General features: G+C 61.5%; 12 protein-coding genes. 4 read left to right on the top strand and 8 right to left on the bottom strand.

Going from position 1 to position 17,421, the window contains the following annotated elements; translation table 11 throughout:
• Positions 1-34: 34 nt before the first annotated feature.
• Complete coding sequence (locus FAA97_RS02525) at positions 35-247, bottom strand: cold-shock protein (RefSeq protein WP_136596947.1); 213 nt, start codon at positions 245-247, stop codon at positions 35-37.
• A 434-nt stretch (positions 248-681) separates the two neighbouring features.
• Between FAA97_RS02525 and FAA97_RS02530 the strand changes: the two genes are divergently transcribed.
• Complete coding sequence (locus FAA97_RS02530; RefSeq protein ID WP_206109941.1) at positions 682-1,311, top strand: J domain-containing protein; 630 nt, start codon at positions 682-684, stop codon at positions 1,309-1,311.
• A gap of 26 nt (positions 1,312-1,337) precedes the next feature.
• On the opposite strand, the gene FAA97_RS02535 is transcribed toward FAA97_RS02530, so the two are convergent.
• Entirely contained in the window at positions 1,338-1,832 is a 495-nt protein-coding gene (locus FAA97_RS02535) for a hypothetical protein (RefSeq protein ID WP_136596948.1), read from the bottom strand.
• A gap of 1,178 nt (positions 1,833-3,010) precedes the next feature.
• Here FAA97_RS02535 and FAA97_RS02540 point away from each other — a divergent pair.
• A complete protein-coding gene (locus FAA97_RS02540; protein WP_136596949.1) occupies positions 3,011-4,393 on the top strand; it encodes an ATP-binding protein in 1,383 nt (460 codons plus the stop codon).
• Positions 4,394-4,531: 138 nt separating this feature from the next.
• Here FAA97_RS02540 and uvrB read toward each other — a convergent pair whose 3' ends face one another.
• The 5 genes from uvrB to FAA97_RS02565 all read right to left on the bottom strand — a co-directional run bounded on the left by uvrB (position 4,532) and on the right by FAA97_RS02565 (position 15,310).
• A complete protein-coding gene (gene uvrB, locus FAA97_RS02545; RefSeq protein WP_136596950.1) occupies positions 4,532-7,738 on the bottom strand; it encodes an excinuclease ABC subunit UvrB in 3,207 nt (1,068 codons plus the stop codon).
• Between the two features lie 181 nt (positions 7,739-7,919).
• Positions 7,920-8,852, bottom strand: a complete 933-nt coding sequence (locus FAA97_RS02550) for an HNH endonuclease (RefSeq protein ID WP_136596951.1) — start codon at positions 8,850-8,852, stop codon at positions 7,920-7,922.
• Between the two features lie 117 nt (positions 8,853-8,969).
• Positions 8,970-9,746: a DeoR/GlpR family DNA-binding transcription regulator gene (locus tag FAA97_RS02555; protein ID WP_246041319.1), complete on the bottom strand. Its 777-nt coding sequence runs from the start codon at positions 9,744-9,746 to the stop codon at positions 8,970-8,972.
• Between the two features lie 157 nt (positions 9,747-9,903).
• Positions 9,904-13,050: an autotransporter domain-containing protein gene (locus FAA97_RS02560; protein ID WP_136596952.1), complete on the bottom strand. Its 3,147-nt coding sequence runs from the start codon at positions 13,048-13,050 to the stop codon at positions 9,904-9,906.
• A gap of 235 nt (positions 13,051-13,285) precedes the next feature.
• Positions 13,286-15,310: a putative bifunctional diguanylate cyclase/phosphodiesterase gene (locus FAA97_RS02565; RefSeq protein ID WP_246041320.1), complete on the bottom strand. Its 2,025-nt coding sequence runs from the start codon at positions 15,308-15,310 to the stop codon at positions 13,286-13,288.
• Between the two features lie 325 nt (positions 15,311-15,635).
• Between FAA97_RS02565 and FAA97_RS02570 the strand changes: the two genes are divergently transcribed.
• Positions 15,636-15,986: a DMT family protein gene (locus tag FAA97_RS02570; RefSeq protein ID WP_136596953.1), complete on the top strand. Its 351-nt coding sequence runs from the start codon at positions 15,636-15,638 to the stop codon at positions 15,984-15,986.
• Between the two features lie 61 nt (positions 15,987-16,047).
• On the opposite strand, the gene FAA97_RS02575 is transcribed toward FAA97_RS02570, so the two are convergent.
• On the bottom strand, positions 16,048-16,485 hold the full coding sequence (locus FAA97_RS02575; RefSeq protein WP_136596954.1) for a hypothetical protein: 438 nt from the start codon (positions 16,483-16,485) through the stop codon (positions 16,048-16,050).
• Positions 16,486-16,608: 123 nt separating this feature from the next.
• Here FAA97_RS02575 and FAA97_RS02580 point away from each other — a divergent pair, with 123 nt between their 5' ends.
• Positions 16,609-17,388, top strand: coding sequence for a helix-turn-helix transcriptional regulator (locus FAA97_RS02580; protein ID WP_136596955.1), 780 nt, complete (start codon positions 16,609-16,611; stop codon positions 17,386-17,388).
• Positions 17,389-17,421: the final 33 nt, after the last annotated feature.

Raw genomic sequence — 17,421 nt, forward strand, 5'->3', positions numbered from 1 at the left:
GGATGGCCGGCCATCGGCCCGCCGGGTCCCGAGATCAACCGGCCTGGATGTTGACGGCCTTTGGGCCCTTGCCCATGCGGTCCGGCTCGGTGTCGAAGGTGACCTGCTGGCCTTCGGCGAGCGAGGTGAGGCCGGAGGCCTGGACGGCGGAGATATGGACGAAGACGTCCTTCTGGCCGCCTTCCGGAGTGATAAAACCAAAACCCTTGTCCTGGTTGAAGAATTTGACGGTGCCCTTGCTGGCCATGGGGATATTCCTTGCTGTCCCGTGTTGTCTTTTGCCCTCCGGCGAACCGGAGAGGACTGTTTTGTTTGTCCCGCCCAGGCGGGACCGTCGGTGGTCGCGGTAACGGGGAAAGAACGTCTACCAATGGGGAGGAAGCCCCCCTGACCGCGCAGGCGGTCGCTACAGCCAGTCCAGTCTCCGGGGTCCTTGGCGCCCGAACAGCAAAAGAGGTAGGGACAATTCCCGGCTGTGACAAGAGAAAGAGTTCGGCCTCTGCCGAAATTCCTCCGCATTCGATCGCAATCCTCTGAATTGAGGGGGGCTTTTGTCGCGCGTATGCCCTCCGTTAATCCTTCCCGGCTAGGGTCGACGTTAAGTGTAACTAACGAAACGTGACCGCCGTCGCTTGAAGTACCGGGGAGGACACGGTAGTCAGGCACTCTCGGGATGGCGTGATGAATGCAGAGGCAAGACGGGGTGCCAGAGTGATCGATCCCTACGAAATGCTCAATGTGGAGCGCGAAGCGGATGAGGCGGCCATCAAGGCGGCCTATCGCAAGCTTGCGAAGAGCGAACACCCGGATGCCGGGGGCGACGCGGACAGATTCGCCAAGATGTCTGCCTGCTACGAGCTGCTGAAAGATCCCGTGCGCCGCAAGGTGTATGACGATACCGGCTACGACCCGCAGCTCGCCGAGCCGACCGACCTCAAGGGTCTGATGGTGCTGGAATCGCTCGTCAACGACATGATTCTCGACGAGCGCGAGCCCGGCAGTTTCGATCCGGTGGCGTCGCTGCGCCGCAAGCTGACCGACGACATCCTGAAGGCGCGTTTCCACATTCTCGAGCTGGAACGCCATCGTGGCCGCGTGCGCAAGCATATCGACCGGCTCGGCAAGCGGCCGGAAGCCGACGTGCTCGGCTCCATGCTGCGCGCCCGCACCCAGTCGATCACCGATGCCATCCGTGCCTCGGAAACCCAGATCCAGGCGATCGAACGCGCCTATTCCATGCTCGACGGCTATTCCTACGAGATGGAACACGTCAACGACGACGAGATCGAGCTGCCCAAGGCGGCGGAATAGCGGTTTCACGGCGTCTGCCTCGCGCCTCAGAGGGGCGCCGCCTTTCCCACCTTTGGTTTTCGCCGGCGATCGGGCTGGGGGAGCGAATCGAAAAGCAGCGGCTCGGGATCACGCGCCCGCCATGCGGCGAGCGCATCGCGTTCGCGGTCGAGATGCAGGCCGGGCAGGCGAAACACCGCCCTGAGGGTGGCCATCAGGTTGCGCAAGTCCTCCGCGAGGACAGGGTCTTTCGGCCAGGCCGCCTGGGCCTCGCTTAGCCGGATCAAATCCATGAATGTTGCCGCGAGCGCGTGGGAATGGGCGATGAGGTCGGGCGGGGCGTGCCGCAGGCAGGGCGGCAGCCGGTTGGCATGCGGCACCGACGGGCCGACCAGTATGGCGTCGCCCATGCACTGGCCGACGCGGCGGCATTGACGCTTGTGGCAGGCTTTGGGCGCGTCTCTCAGCGCCTGAAACACGCGCATCAGGCGCACATTCAGCATTTCGGGTATGGGGCCATTGGCGGTCTCAAGATTGGGCATGGCGGTCTCCTTTCTGTTGGGTTGGGATTTGCGTGGTGGGCGGCTTTTCCTTTCCCTCCATGGCAGGAGGGCGCGCATATGGGGCACCGGTGGCGGTTCCGGGCTCCCTCTTCTCCCCGGCGGGGAGAAGTGCCGAGCGTATGGGAGGCGATGAGAGGGCGGGGCGGCACAGGGTCAGCGCTTCGCACCCCCTCATCCCCCTGTCGGGAACCTTCTCCCCGCTGGGGAGAAGACCGAACCCGCTTCGTGCGGCGCTTAAACTCCATATGCAATTGGCCTCTCCTCGCTGGCTGGTATGTGTTAAAAACCCCAGGCTTCGCCACCGGTCGGGATCGCTCCCTCCGGGTCTGCTTGAAACTTGTCTCGGACGGGGCGCCAGAAGCAGCCTGTCTAAGTGGTAGTATGTGGCTCCTTCCGGCGCCCCGTTCGGCGTTTTGTCCCGCTTGCATGCGTCTCTCTGGCAAGGCGGCGACGGTCTTCGGGTTGCCCCAAAGATTGACCGGGCGCGGGTCCGGCTTAGGCAGAGTCCCTCCGAAGAAGTGTCTGCCATAGCCTGGCCGGTGGCCCGGGAGGTTCCCGCCGGATGGTGCACCAATCCGACCGGGACCCTCGCCCGGGGGATGGGATCTGTCTTTAAGACTGACCCCATCCCCGCCGTTTGTTTCGCCCCGCCGTCTGGAGTGTTCGCGACAGCGCGGGCGCCTTGTCTGTGTGCCTCTGAGGCACGCCCTTCCGATCAGGGTATCCAGGTTTTGGAGACATCCGACCCCATCACCCTCGTCCAGCCCTTCGTCAGGAGGGAGACCGTTGCAAGCAGGCCGGGGTTTTCTGCCTGCGACAGCACATCGCCCCGGCGCCGATCCCGCCTCGCCTGACATCGCATCGTCAGGTGTATCCGAGGGCGGGACAGCACCGAGTATGGGGCCTGTGCGGGAAGCGGGGATGATTTTTTGGGTGGGGTGTTGATTTTGTTGGAGAATGTGTCGGCGACGTCCACGGTTTTGGGAGAGGGCTTCAATTCTCTTTCGTTCGACCAGTACGCCACATGCGCTCGCTTTGTTCTGCCGGCCCGGATTGATGGCCGCACTATAGTTGCGATTTATACATACATAGGTTGAAGTCGAAACGGTTTGCGTGTTGAGTTAGATCAGGGTTCGTTGTGAATTGAGGTGCATTTAATGGTCGACACAAAATTCATTGAAAGTGCTGAGCTGTCATTGCTCCTCGGCGTAAATGAGAGCCATTTCGTTGATCTAAAGGCAAAAGCTCTTTCGCCAGCGAAATTTACTCGGACGATTTCAGCATTTGCTAACGCAAGTGGAGGCGAGATATTTGTTGGAATTGAAGAGATTGGCGGCGTGGAAGGTAAGGAGAGAATCTGGGATGGCTTTGTAGATCAAGAGGAAGCCAATAGCTTTTTCCAAGTCATGCATAATCTCGATCCACTCGGTAAAGATTTTTCATTTGAGTGGCTGGCTTCGAGGGAGGAAAAAGGTCTTGTACTTCATGTTACTGTTCAGAAAACGCAAGAAATATTTCTTGCGACTGACGGTAAGGCCTACATACGCAATAACGCGCAGAACCTCCCAGTTAGGGAGGATGCACTTGAGAAGCTGAAATATGACAAGGGAATCAAGACATATGAAGATGAGAGACTTCAGGTAGATACCAGCGAAATTACAAACTCGGAAGCCATTATAGAATTCCTTTTAGAGACGATTCCAACTGGTGAACCAGATGCATGGTTAAAAAAGCAATTCGTGATTGTTGACGATAGGCCAACTGTAGCCGGAGTTTTGCTTTATTCAGACAGTCCTCAGGCGATACTGCCGAAGAGATCGGCGGTGAAGATATTGCGTTATCAAACAAAAACCGATGCTGAACGAGATTTCCTTGCTGAAGATCCGGAGACTATTGAAGGGCCACTCTATAGTTTAATTTACGATAGTGTCGATCGCATAAAAGAGATAATTGAGCGACTCGAGAAGGTGGGGCCCTCAGGCATGGAGCGCATCGTCTACCCAGAGGAAGCTGTTCACGAATTAATTACAAACGCCGTACTTCACAGAGACTACAGCATTGCTGCGGATGTCCAGGTTCGGATTTTCGATAACAGAGTTGAAATAGAAAGCCCGGGAAAGTTGCCCGGGCATGTAACGGTTGAGAATATCTCTAGGACTCAATTTGCACGAAATCCGAAGATTGTTAGGCTAATTAATAAGTACCGCAATCCTCCGAATAAGGATGTTGGTGAAGGTGTTAATACTGCTTTCGAGGCTATGGAGAAATTAAGGCTGAAAAAACCTCAATTTGTTGAAACAGATTCATCTGTTATAGTCACGTTAAGGCATGAAACCTTGGCTTCCCCTGAATCTTTGGTTCTGGAATATTTGAACGACAATGACGAAATCACCAATCAAATCGCGAGAGACTTAACCGGCATTAAGTCTGAAAATACAATGAAAAATGTTTTCTACAGGTTGCGGGAGACTGGCCAGCTTGAGCAAGTGCCTAAAACGAAAGGAAAGAAGCACGCGTGGCGAAAGCCTGCCGCACCATAAATGGCCTCACTTGACGCCGGTGTCATTGTGGAGGTCTTTCTTTTGGTTTCCCTGACATTTGTCATATGGTTCGAAGGCGGCCCCCTCATCCGCCCTTCGGGCACCTTCTCCCCGTAAACGGGGAGAAGGAAGGAGGGGTCACCGCCCTGGCCGTCCCGTCTTGCCCTTTGTGCGTCCCTTGCGCTTTTGATCCATCGGGTCCTCGTAGGAGCCGGCGCCGGCGCGGGCGCGGATGATGGGGCGGGGGTCGTCTGAGCCCCTGGAGACTGGGGTACCCCCCTCTGTCGCCTGCGGCGACATCTCCCCCACAGGGGGGGAGAGCGGGCTGCGGCCCGGCTCGGGCTTCGGCTTCTCCGGCAGCTTGCCGGTGACAGGTTTTTCGGTGCGGCCGACGGTCATTTCGTCGAGGGTGTTCTTGCGGAAGTAAGAGCCTTGCTGGTCGGATTTCGGCAGCGGGACCGCGCCCTCGGTGCCTGGGCCCATGTCGTCGAGGCTCGGTTTGGAGAAATAGCTGCCCTTGCCCTGGGGGACGCCGGATTTGTTGCGGCCTGAGGTGGAGATGCGGGGGACACCCTCCCCTTGAGGGGGAGGGTCGGACCGGAGGTCCGGGGTGGGGTGATCTTTGGCGGTCGCGGGGGCGGCGGGGCCACCCCCACCCGCGCGTGCCGCGCGACCTCCCCCCTCAAGGGGGAGGTGGGTGCCTGCGGCGTCCTTGCGGTTTCCGCCACCGCTTTCCTGCCCCTTCGCCTGACCCTTTCCATTCCCTCTCGTGCCTTCGACATCCTTCGCCTCCTGCTTGGCGATCGGGTCGTCCATGGCGGCGAGTTCGGCGGCTTTGAGGCGCTTGATTTCGTCGCGCAGGCGGGCGGCTTTTTCGAAGTCGAGATCGGCGGCGGCGTCGCGCATGTCCTTTTCCAGCGCGTTGAGATGGGCCTGGAGATTGTTGCCGACGAGGTGGCCGCCATCGGCAAAACCCTTGCCGGAGGCGCCGGAGATGTCGGCGCGGACGTGGTCGCGCTCGTAGACCGAATCGAGAATGTCGGAAATGCGGGCCTTGACCGATTCCGGCGTGATGCCGTGTTCGATGTTGTAGGCCATCTGCTTTTCGCGGCGGCGCGAGGTCTCGTCCATGGCGCGCTGCATGGAGCCGGTGATCTGGTCGGCATAGAGGATGACCTTGCCGTCGACGTTGCGCGCGGCGCGGCCGATGGTCTGGATGAGCGAGGTTTCCGAGCGGAGAAAACCTTCCTTGTCGGCATCGAGGATGGCGACGAAGCCGCATTCGGGAATGTCGAGGCCTTCGCGCAGCAAGTTGATGCCGACCAGCACGTCGAAGGCGCCGAGGCGCAAGTCCCGGATGATCTCGATGCGCTCCAGCGTGTCGATGTCCGAATGCATGTATCGGACGCGCACGCCCTGTTCATGCAGATATTCGGTGAGGTCTTCCGCCATGCGCTTGGTGAGCACGGTGACGAGGGTGCGGTAGCCCTTCTGCGCGGTTTCGCGGATCTCGCCCAGCACGTCGTCGACCTGGGTCTTGGCGGCGCGGATCTCGACCGGCGGGTCGATGAGGCCCGTGGGGCGGATGACCTGTTCGGCAAAGGCGCCGCCGGCGGCTTCCATTTCCCAGTCGCCGGGCGTGGCGGAGACGGCGATGGTCTGCGGGCGCATGGCGTCCCATTCCTCGAAGCGCAGCGGACGGTTGTCCATGCAGGAGGGCAGGCGGAAGCCGTATTCGGCAAGCGTCGCCTTGCGGCGGAAGTCGCCTCTGTACATGCCGCCGATTTGGCTGACGGAGACGTGGCTTTCGTCGATGAAGAGCAGGGCGTTGTCGGGGATGTATTCGAACAGCGTCGGTGGCGGCTCGCCGGGCTTGCGGCCGGTGAGGTAGCGCGAATAGTTCTCGATGCCGGCGCAGGAGCCGGTGGCTTCGAGCATTTCGATATCGTATTTCGTCCGCTGTTCCAGGCGCTGGGCTTCCAAGAGGCGGCCGCCCTTTTCGAGCTCCGCGAGGCGCAGCTTCAGCTCCTCCTTGATCGCCTTGATGGCGCCGTTGAGGGCGGGGCGCGGCGTGACATAGTGGCTGTTGGCGTAGATCTTCACCGACTTCATGTCGCCGGTTTTCTTGCCGGTGAGCGGGTCGAATTCGGTGATGCTCTCGATCTCGTCGCCGAACAGCGTGATGCGCCAGGCGGCATCCTCCAGGTGGGCGGGGAAGAGCTCGATGGTATCTCCGCGGACGCGGAAGGAGCCACGGATGAAATTGATGTCCTGACGCTTGTATTGCTGGGCAACGAGATCGGCGAGCAACTGGCGCTGGTCGATGCGGTCGCCGACCGACATCTGGAAGGTCATGGCGGTATAGGTTTCGACCGAGCCGATACCATAGATGCAGGAGACGGAGGCGACGATGATGCAGTCGTCGCGTTCGAGAATGGCGCGGGTGGCGGCGTGGCGCATGCGGTCGATCTGCTCGTTGATCGAGGATTCCTTCTCGATGAAGGTATCCGAGCGCGGCACATAGGCTTCCGGCTGGTAATAATCGTAATAGGAGACGAAATATTCGACCGCATTGTCGGGGAAGAAGTTCTTGAACTCGGAATAGAGCTGGGCGGCCAGCGTCTTGTTCGGCGCCAGAATGACGGCGGGGCGCTGCGTCGCCTCGATCACCTTGGCCATGGTGAACGTCTTGCCGGAACCGGTGACGCCGAGCAGGACCTGGGTGCGGTCGTCGTTCGACAGGCCCTCGACGAGGTCCTTGATGGCGGTCGGCTGGTCGCCGGCGGGCTCGAAATCGGAGGCCATGCGGATCTTGACGCCGCCTTCGGATTTCGCCGGGCGGGCCGGGCGGTGCGGCACCCAGAGCTCGCCGTTCTTGAACAGCGGATTGCCGCTCTCGATCAGCTTGGACAGCGCATCAACCGTCGCGGTGACGGCGCCGGTGGCGAGCGATTCGGCCTCTTCGAGGGATACATCCATGCCGGCGATCGGGTTGAGACCGGCGGCGGCGCGGGTCTTCGGGTCGGAGGAGGCGCCGATCGACACGCCGCGGGACGTCTTCGTCGATGTGGTGTTCTTGGCGGTTGTTGGCTTGGCCTTTTCCAGCGCCACCTTTTCCGCATGGCGGCGGGCCTCGATCTCGATCTTCTTGCGGTGCTTGCCGGCTTTCGACGCGAGTTCACGCTGGCTCTCGACCGTAGACGCCTCCGCCTCGGCCTCCAATTGCTTCACCCAATCCGAAACCGAGCCGCCCAAGGGAGTGGACAGCGGCGCGCCTTCGAATGCGGTCTGCGGGGCTTCCTCGAAACTATCAGAGGGGGCGGAGGATTTCGGTGACTTGGCCATGGCCGAGAATATGGAGAAGCCCGCGTGGGATTGGAAGGGGCGGCGACGGGAAATCAGAACAAAAACGCAACGGCTGAGGCGGGTTATGGCCAGCATGGTGGCAGGAGCAAAAACGCCTCTCAATATGGGGCGCACGGTCGCGGTGGGGCAAAGGCAGGATGGTCGCGCAGGGTCTCTGGCGCTATTGCTTGAAGACGTTGTCGCGATGCCAGCCGAGGTAATGCGGATGTGGCCGCAGATGGGCTGCCGATGGAACGCGGGCCTTGCCGTCGCGCACGAGGAGATGCGAAACGTCCTCGTTCAAATATCGCGATTGCAGGATGGTGAAATCGTCGGCAAGCGAGAGCAGGCCACGGTCGAACATCCAGTGGACGGTACCCGAGAGGGCGATGCCGTTCTGGACGGAATCATTGCCGCCGCGCTCGACCGGTACGATGTGGGCGGCCTCCACCTCCGGCCTGCCGCCACCGTTGATGAGGCGCAGACCCGTGAAGGCGCAGGTGCGGTCATAGACGCGTCTGATGTGCTGGCGGAACTTGGCATCGCGAAACGGGCGGTTGATCGTGCTGGCGATGATCGGGCGGGTGAATTCGTCGAACAGATAGGGCGCCTGTGCCGGCTCCTCCACGCTCAGGTGTTCAGACAGGGGCCGGTCGAGAGCGGGAACTGGCGCGCCATCGCCGGGTGCATCCCGCCGCAAGGGCCACTCTTCCGGCTCCGACAGTCCTGCTTCGATCAGCGTGGCGAATTCCTGATCGCTGATGATACGGACGGCCTGAACGCTGCGACCCGGATTGACGCTGCCATCGGCCGCTATCAACTGGCGCTCGTAGCCACCGCTTTCGCGATAGTCGAGCGGTCGGTCGAAATCGAGGTAATCCGCGAGCCTGGCGTAGAAATGATCCGGCAGGTCTGAGTCCGGCTCGATCGCCGTGACCTTGGCGAGCCCCGAATAGTAGCGACCTGGCATACCGCTCAGCGGGCCGTAGTAGACGCACCAGTCATGTTCGGCTTGGCGAACGCGGGACAGATACATCTTCGGGAAATGGTAGAGCTGGCCTCGCACGTCCTTATAGCCGCTTCCGTCCTTGTGATAGAAAATCGCCTTCGCCATGCAGCTCTCATCTTCATCCGTTTCGCCGCCACTATGCGTGTGTGGCGCTAGGCTGCAACCCCATCACCCGACGAAAGAGCGAGCCCTTTCAAGGATCATGGTGCTGGGAAAATTGTGTCAACCGGCTACCGTCAGCAGTGTCTCGGCCTCGGCGACCAGCCTGTCCAGCGGTGCAGGCGGGGCGGCGTCGGTGACGATCTCGTCGACATCGGCGAGGTTGGCGAGTTTCACCAAAGCGCGGCGGCCGTATTTGCTGGTGTCGACGGCGAGCAGCACGCGTTCGGCCTGGCGCATGGCGGCCTGGACGGCGGCGACTTCGGCGTGGTCGTCATCGCCCATGTCGCCGGCGGTATCGATGCCGCTCACAGAGATGACAGCGTGATCGAACTTGAAGCGGCTGATGAATTCTGGCGTTTCGGCGCGAAAGACGCCGGCATCGACGGGGCGGACGAAGCCGCCTGGCACGGCGACGGTGAAATCGCTGCCCTCGGCCAGCAGCGTGGCGACGCGCAGGCTGTAGGTGACGATGCGCAGGCCGTGATGGCCAAGCAATGCCTGGGCCACGGCTTCACAGGTGGTGCCGGTGTCGATGAAGAGGGCGGAGCCATCGGGGATGCGGGCAGCGACAGTGGCGCCGATACGGGCCTTCGCCTCGGCATTTTCTACACGGCGGGCGCGCAGGACCCTCGGGTCGACCGGTTGGGCGAGCGTCACGCCGCCATGCAGGCGCCGGACCTTGCCCAGGTGTTCGAGATCCTGCACGTCGCGGCGTGCCGTCTGCGTCGTGACGTCGAACTGACGGGCGATGTCATCCAGCGAAATGTAGCGCGCCTGTTCGAGCTGCCGCAGCAGCGCGGTCTGGCGTCGCGTCTTCTTGTCCATTGTCGTGATCAACCCCATCCCCCGATGCCTGTAACGACGGGCTTCAGCCTAGCCCGAGCCTTGTACAGGCAGCAACACACGCCGCGACGTTGCACACAGGAACAGGGCGGATTGCTCCGCCCTGTCTCGGCATTCCGTCGTTGGCTGGACCGTCTTTACTGCGTCTGTATCAGAAGCGAACCTTGAGGCCCGCATTGACGCCGTGGCTGCCGCCATCGGCGGAGAAGGCGCCGACATAGTCCAGCGACAGGGTGGCGCCGGGCTTCAGATCGAAGCCGATACCGGCCTTGACGAAAGCGGCGTCGCGGTTGGCGCCGGTGCCTTCGACGGCAAACCCTGCACCACGGTCAAAGGCAAGCGCGGTTTCCGGCGCATCACCGATGGCATGACGCCAGCCGGCTTCGCCATTGAGGCGGACCGCCGTGTCTCCCATCATCACCTCCGTCGAGGCGCGCAGGCCAAGGCTGGTGAAGGTGGCGTCATAGTCGAACCCGGCACCGGACAGGGCCGCCGAACCACCGCGTTCGTCGAAGCTGCCGCTGTGGACGCGCACATGGGCGAGGCCGGCAAAGGGCTCGATCGTGCCGCGCGACAGTTCGAAGCTGTAGGCCGCTTCGCCGAAGACCTGCCAGGTCGTGGTGTCGAGGTCGGACGACAGATCCTGGCTGAGGCTGCCGAAGCGGATATCGCGGGAGACATCGACCTTGCCGAAGGCGACCGTGGAGCCATAGCTCAGACGCAGGCGGTCAAGGGCTGTTGCGCCGTAGAGGCCAAGCGTCAGGCTGTCGGTATCGGCAGACGCCTCGTAGCCGTCCGAGGACATGTTTGTCGCGCCGTAACCCAGCATGAAGCCGAGGCGGGTGGACGGGGCTGCCAGCGTATCCAGACCGAAGAAGACACCGCCGCTGTTGCGGGCAAGATCGGCCACGCCGGATGCTTGTGTCGTGCCGTGAGCGCCGTAAGCTGTGATCCATGGCTGCCAGCTTGCATCGGCAAAGGCGGCCTTGTTCAGCGAGCGCAGATGGGTGCCGACCGCATCGCGGGCAAAGCGGCTGTCTTCGGCAAGGGCGCCTGCCAGCGACGGATAGATTTCGCCGGAGAGCTGACGCAGAGCGAAATCGGCTGTGGGCGCATCGAGGGTCACGACGCCCTTGTAGAGGCTGTCGGCAATGCCAAAACTCTCGACGACCCCGGCGACGTTGCGACCGTTGCGGGTCGTCGTGATATCGGCGAAGGCCGTGGTGTTGCGCTCGAGGCGCATGCTGACACCGTTCGGCCCATAGGTGAGTTCCGGCAAGAGGAAGGCAGCACTCGATCCGATGCTGGCGAAGGTGCCGGTAATGCCGGCGCCGGCGGTGAGGATGTCGTAATCGGTGGCCGGCAGGTAATTGCCGCTGGTCGGCACGAAATACAGTTCACCATCCAGCGCAATCGCGCCTGTTGCTGCAAGCTTGTCCGTCTTGCCGGTCTCATCAACCTCAACGCGGAACGTCGAACCGGCATCGAAGGTGACGTCGCCGTTGACGGTCAGGGTGCCGATGGAATTGCCCGGAGCGAGCGTGCCCCCCTTGGCAATCCTGAGGTCGCCGACCGTGCCGACGCCGCCAAGCGTGGCGCCGTCGAGGACCGTGGTCAGAGCCGAGTTGGCAATCGAGCCGTTGACCGAGAGCAGGCCGGCGGAAACGCGGGTTTCACCGGTATAGGTGTTGGTGCCGCGCAGATCGAGTTCGCCCGCACCTTCCTTGGTGAGCGCGCCGGTGCCGGAGATCACGCCCTGATGCAGGACTTCATTCTCCGCACTGGCAATGTCGAGACGACCGCCGGTGCCTTCCAGGCTGATGTCGCGCGTCAGGGTCTTCATCGCGGTGCCCGCAATCCGCAGGCGGCCGTCGGCGAGGCGCAGTTCTGCCGTGGCGTTGCCGAGCGCCAGATCCTCGTCGACGATCACGGTGCCGCCATCGGTCACCAGCGTCTCATCGATGAAACTATGGTCGTCGATGCAATAGTCGATGATGGCCTGTCGCAAGCGTGCGTCCGTGCTGGTGCAATCGAGCAGCGTTTTCTTTTCTGCCAGCGTCAGGTCGGTCAGGATGGGCATGCCGTTGTCGTCGGCGATCTGGCCGAGATAGACATCGGTGCGCATATTGTTGCGCGTCAGATAGAAGACCTTGTCCTTCTCGTCGAAGACGGCGGCGGCTTCACCCCAGACGAGACGGCTCTGATCGGTCGCACCCTGGCTATCCGTATATTTCTGAATGGCCGGGCCAACCCATTTCATGGTGTGGGCGGTCAGCTCATGGTCGCTGATGGGGGTTTTGCCGTCGTTCGAATAGGCAACCTCGTCGATGACACCGAGATAGGGATCGGTGGGATCGTCGGCAAGCTGCCACCACTTGCCGTAGGGGCGCGAAACGATGAAGTGGTCGATCTTGACGCGATCCCAGCTCGGCCATGTGTTGGTGGCGTCTTCGCCGGCGCTTGGCCAGGTGGTGCTGCCATCCTTGATCGGGTGGGGCGCAAAGCCCTCGCGCTCGCTTGGATTCTGCAAAAGCATGAACTGCTTTTTGAGAATATTCATCGTCTGCGGCGTGTTGCCGGCAACCGGATAGGTTTCCGGCGCGAACATCGTATCGGGGATCTGGGCATTGGTCAGTGTCAGGCCGCGATTGGCGGTGATGAATGCGTCAAGCGCTGCCCGATCGACGGCGTACTCGGTCAGCAGCTGATAGTAGAAGCTGTTGTTGGACTTAAGGTAATTGCGCAGCAGGAGCTTCTGCTGATCGACGTGGTGCAGGCCGCGCTCGGAGACATCGCCGGCGTTGAAGTCGCCAACGACGATCACCGGGCCATCGATCGATTTTGCCCAGTTGGTCAGGTTGCGCGCCTCGTTTATGCGGTCATTGGATGGATCGCGATAGTCAAAATGTACAGAGGCAAGCGCCGTCTCCGGCATCATGTTCTGCTCTGACAGGGTGACATAGGCAAAACGATTGCCCTGGGTGCCGCCACCGGAAACGGTGCCCGGCGTGCTATCCAGCCGGGTGGTAATGCCGGTGTCGCCGGTCTGGGTGCTGGTGTAATTGCCGAGCCCCTGATTGGCGAGGATGGCTGGAACCTGCGACGCGTAGGCGCTGTTGGTCTGCAGTTCCTGCCAGGCAAAGGCGTCGTAATTGCCGTTTTTGAGGAAGTTTGAAAGCTGTGTCAGATCACCCTTGAATCGGTCGCCCCAGGTGTTGATCGTGACCAGCCGGAAGCTGCCGTCGGCCGAAAGGGCGGGGGCTGAGAGACCGCAAAGAGCGGCGCAGCAGACAGCCATGGCGAGAACCGAAGTGCTGCTGCGCCGCGCAATATTCCTTGTTCTAAAATGTAGTTTTTGTGACATTAATATAACTCCGCAATAGAGGGACGTCATCGAAACTGAGGTGATCCACCAGATCGAGATGGGTTATTGCAAAGTTAAATGTAACCTTTGTGACATTTTGTGCGGGTGCGTGACAAAGCCCCGCAGGCGGAACGGGGTCATTGCGGATGCAAATTCGGGACGTTTTGCCTCAGACCAGATTGAGCCTTGGCTCGCGCTTTCTGCTCTGCCGTGCTGGCGGGACATAGACCGGGGCCACATGGTCCTCAAGCCAATCCAGAAGGGCTGGAACCGGCATGGGCCGGGCAAAAAGAAAACCTTGCGCCGTCTGGCAGCCTAGGCGGGCAAGCGCTGCAGCGTCCTCGGCGGTTTCCACGCCTTCCACCACGATGTCGAGTGACAGCGAGCGACCGAGCCCGACCATGGCGGTGATCAGTTTCTGGTTGCGCTCCGAGCGGGCGACATCGCGGACGAATTCCCGGTCGATCTTCAGCCGGTCGAGCTTCAGGCCGATGAGATAGGCGAGGGAGGAATGGCCCATGCCGAAATCGTCGATGGCCAGACGGTAACCGGCGGCGCGCAGACGCTTCAACTGCTGATCGGCAAGATCGGGATCGAGAATGGCTTCTTCGGTAATTTCGATTTCAAGCCGCTCTGGCGAAACATCGTGCAAGGATGTGACCCGGGCGAGCATGGCATCGACCGAATAAAGCGCGAATTCGCGCGGCGAGAGATTGACGGCGACGGTAATGTCCGAGCGGTCGGCGGCATCGAGGCGGCGGATGAGGCGGCAGGCATCCGTCACGATGCGCGCCGTCAACGCTTCGGACAGATCTGAGGCGCGGGCCGCATTGACGATTTCCGGCGGCGAGATGAAACCCAGCGTCGGGTGCTGCCAGCGAACCAGCGCTTCAAGTCCGGTGACGCGGCCTGTGTTCAGATCCGTCTGCGGCTGAAACCAGGCTCCGAGCGCGTCGGAGCCGATCGCCTCCGGCAGGTCCTGCTCGATCCGTCGGCTGCGTTCCGCTGCCTGGCTGAATGCCGGCTCGAATTCGACAAGGCCGCGGCGCTCCTGACGTTTGGCCTCGTAGAGCGCCATGTCGGAATAGGCGAGCAGTTCTTCGGCATTGCTGGCGTGGTCGGGATAGAGGGCGAGGCCGCCGTTGAGCGCGACGGTTGTCTGGCGTTGACGCCAGGTGAGTTGCGCGCGGAAGACTTCAAGCACACGGGCTGCATGGATGCGCGCTCTCGTTGCCGCATTCTCGCCGGTGACGATGATGGCAAACTCGTCGCCACCCAGTCTTGCGATCAGGCTGTCATCATCGACGACATCCGACAGGCGCCGGGCAATGGCATGCAGCAGCGCATCGCCGCTGCTGTGGCCCAGGGTGTCGTTGATCGCCTGAAAGCGCACGACATCGAAGATGATCAGGGCGACCTTTTCATTCAGCGCCTGGGCTCTGCCGATGGCCGAGGTCATGCGGCCGTGAAAATACACGCGGTTGGCGAGATTGGTCAGCAGGTCGCGATTGGCGAGCGCTTCCAGGCGGCCATTCTGTCTGAGAATGTCGCTATTGGCCTGGGTCAGGCTGTCTGCGAGCGCCGTTGCCTCGAAGCGGGTAATCTGGCTGGTGACAAACAGCCGTTCGGCCCACAGGCTGCGGTGAACGAAGACGCCGATGATAAAGCCGAGGCAGACACTGAGCAGAAAGCTTTCCAGGGTGGCGAGCGCAATCAGGCTCAGCATCATGGAGATCAGGATCGGCAGGGAAAAGGCAAGGGAGACCGGGGTGTAGCCGATCTGCCTGACCACCGCGCCGGCGGCAACGCCGCCCATGATCAGCATGAGCCCCGCATGGGCGCCAAGCGGGGTGAAATCGTGCACCACAAGCGGCAGTGCGGCCCAGAGCAGCCCGACCGACAGGGAGCCGAGCCAGAATATCCGCAGGCTTCGCTGCGGCTCATGGCGCAGCCAGCGCCTTCGCGTGGCCATATCGAGCGCGACCTTGCGCAGCGACAGCAGGAACAGGCCGACCGCATACCAGAGAAAAACCGGCCAGTTGGCTTCGTCGCGCAAATGCAACATCAGAATCGTTGCCGAGAAGCCGCCGAGATTGAGCAGCAAGGAGCCGGTAAATCCGTCGGCGATGTCTGCGACCTGTGCTTGCAGAACGATCGGCATGGCCTGGCCGTTTCGGCTCTGGCGAGAATACATAAAACCTGTCCAGTGCAATTTTGAATATATCACCCCTTAACAGTTGGGGGTTTAACGGCTCGTTACCCCTCACCCTCACAATTTAATGAGTAATTCTAGCCTATTAAACAGCGTTTTCGCATATTTGAGGGGCATGATTCTCGAATATTCGCGGCGGTTCACGTGCGACCCGGCGAGTGCTGCTCCCCACGCTATGGTTGTTGCATTTTATGCAACCTTGAGAAGGGCTTGCGGTGGGCGCGAAAGCGGCGACTATGACGCGACGAGTCGCCGGCAAAATGCCCGGCGGTTCGTTTCCCTTTCCCTCAATGCCGGGTTCTCTTGCATGTCGCTCCTGTCTCCCGCCGCTCTCTGGCCGATCCTGCTTCTTGCGCTTTCCAATATCTTCATGACGTTTGCCTGGTATGGGCACCTCAAATACAAGACCTCGGCGCTCTGGATCGCGGTTGTCGCGAGCTGGGGCATTGCCTTCTTCGAATATTGCCTGGCGGTGCCGGCCAACCGGATCGGCTCTGAGGTCTATTCGGCAGCACAGCTGAAGACGATGCAGGAGGTGATTACCCTGATCGTGTTTGCCGGATTTTCGGTGTTCTTTCTCAAGGAGAGCCTGACGATCAACCATGCGATCGGCTTTGCGCTGATTGCAACGGGCGCTGCCTTCGTTTTCAGGGCGTAACACAGATCAAGCCGCCGCACGGCATCCGGCGGCTTCTTCACGATCGCGGGGCGGCCAGGTGTCAGGCCGGGCTGGTTGCGCCCTTGCCGGACGAGAGCCAGGCGGGGGCGACGATCATCAGCATCAAGGCCGTGTTGAGCGGGATGTTGAGATAGCCGCCGGACGCCAGGGAGCCGAGGCTGTCGACGACAAACCAGGCGAGCGTGCCCTCGATCAGGATCAGCCGGGCAAGCGCCGGTTCGCGCGGCATGAGGCGGGTGACGAGGATCCACATCATTGCGCCCCAGCCGACCATCACACCGCCACCGATGGCGAGGAAAAGCCGGGTCGGCGCGGCATCGATGGGCACGGAATGGCCGAGGTGGAAAAAGACGATGTCGGTGAGTAAACCGACCGGCAGCTGGCCTGCCGGATGCGCTGCTGCGGCGAAGATGAGGCCGAGGGCAATGACGGTGAGGCTCGCAAGCTTGAGCCAGACGCTGGCCGTTTCCGAAGTCATGATGTCTCTCCTTTTCGATTGGACGTGCCAAGCATTGCCGAGCCGCTGCCGGCGCACAATTACGTCTGAGGTAAGTGACGACAGGTGCCGTGGCGGCTAGAAAGGCGTGGCGGAGGGCTTGCGATGAACCGTGGATTTGCACAGGAGCTGAAGGACTGGCGCGGCCGGCGCCGGATGAGCCAGCTGCAGCTGGCGCTCGCGGCAGAGGTTTCGGCGCGGCATGTCGCTTTCCTGGAGACGGGCCGGGCACGACCGAGCCGCGGCATGGTGCTGAAGCTCGGCGAGGCGCTCGACATGCCGCTTGCGGCGCGCAATCTGATGCTCGATGCGGCGGGCTTCAGCGGCCAGTTCAGCGCAAAACCTCTCGACAGCGACGCGATGGCACCGGTGAGGGCCGCCATTCGCCACATGATCGACGGTCATGCTCCTTTTCCGGCGCTCGTTTTCGATCGGCATTGGGTGGTGATCGATGCCAATCGGCCTGCCGAGGCGCTGCTGTCGCTTCTTGGCCTTGAGCGGGGCGACAGCCTGCTTCAGGTTCTGACGAAGCCCGGGCGTGGGGCAGAGCTGGTGGAGAACTGGGCGGAGCTTGCCGGACATCTGGTCGGGCGATTGCGGCTTGAGAGCGCGCATGTCGGCGGCGATCCGGTTCTCGAGCTTGCGTCTGTACGACTGGCTGAGGATCCCGCGCTTGACGGCTATCAGCCCCGCAGCGAAGCGCCGCCCGTGCTGCCGATACGGCTGCGGATGGGCGGCGGTGTGTATGCGCTTTTTTCGACCATTACGCAGTTTGGAACCGCAAGCGACATCGCCCTCAGTGACATCAAGATCGAGATGTTTTTTCCGGCGGATGCGGATGCCGAAAGCCTGTTTCGCGGTGCTGCGGCGACCGTTGCACCCTGACCGGTGGATTGCGGCGGCCCTGGCGACCGATCC

Origin of the sequence: Peteryoungia ipomoeae (assembly GCF_004912165.1) — a bacterium.
Taxonomy (GTDB): Bacteria; Pseudomonadota; Alphaproteobacteria; order Rhizobiales; family Rhizobiaceae; genus Allorhizobium; species Allorhizobium ipomoeae.

What these genes read in the sequence shown, in the direction of transcription:
- FAA97_RS02580 (WP_136596955.1), top strand. Translation starts at nt 16,609, where the DNA reads ATGAACCGTGGATTTGCACAGGAGCTGAAGGACTGGCGCGGCCGGCGC.
- FAA97_RS02575 (WP_136596954.1), bottom strand. Translation starts at nt 16,485, where the DNA reads ATGACTTCGGAAACGGCCAGCGTCTGGCTCAAGCTTGCGAGCCTCACC.
- FAA97_RS02550 (WP_136596951.1), bottom strand. Translation starts at nt 8,852, where the DNA reads ATGGCGAAGGCGATTTTCTATCACAAGGACGGAAGCGGCTATAAGGAC.
- FAA97_RS02530 (WP_206109941.1), top strand. Translation starts at nt 682, where the DNA reads ATGAATGCAGAGGCAAGACGGGGTGCCAGAGTGATCGATCCCTACGAA.
- uvrB (WP_136596950.1), bottom strand. Translation starts at nt 7,738, where the DNA reads ATGGCCAAGTCACCGAAATCCTCCGCCCCCTCTGATAGTTTCGAGGAA.
- FAA97_RS02535 (WP_136596948.1), bottom strand. Translation starts at nt 1,832, where the DNA reads ATGCCCAATCTTGAGACCGCCAATGGCCCCATACCCGAAATGCTGAAT.
- FAA97_RS02525 (WP_136596947.1), bottom strand. Translation starts at nt 247, where the DNA reads ATGGCCAGCAAGGGCACCGTCAAATTCTTCAACCAGGACAAGGGTTTT.
- FAA97_RS02565 (WP_246041320.1), bottom strand. Translation starts at nt 15,310, where the DNA reads ATGTATTCTCGCCAGAGCCGAAACGGCCAGGCCATGCCGATCGTTCTG.
- FAA97_RS02570 (WP_136596953.1), top strand. Translation starts at nt 15,636, where the DNA reads ATGTCGCTCCTGTCTCCCGCCGCTCTCTGGCCGATCCTGCTTCTTGCG.
- FAA97_RS02560 (WP_136596952.1), bottom strand. Translation starts at nt 13,050, where the DNA reads ATGGCTGTCTGCTGCGCCGCTCTTTGCGGTCTCTCAGCCCCCGCCCTT.
- FAA97_RS02540 (WP_136596949.1), top strand. Translation starts at nt 3,011, where the DNA reads ATGGTCGACACAAAATTCATTGAAAGTGCTGAGCTGTCATTGCTCCTC.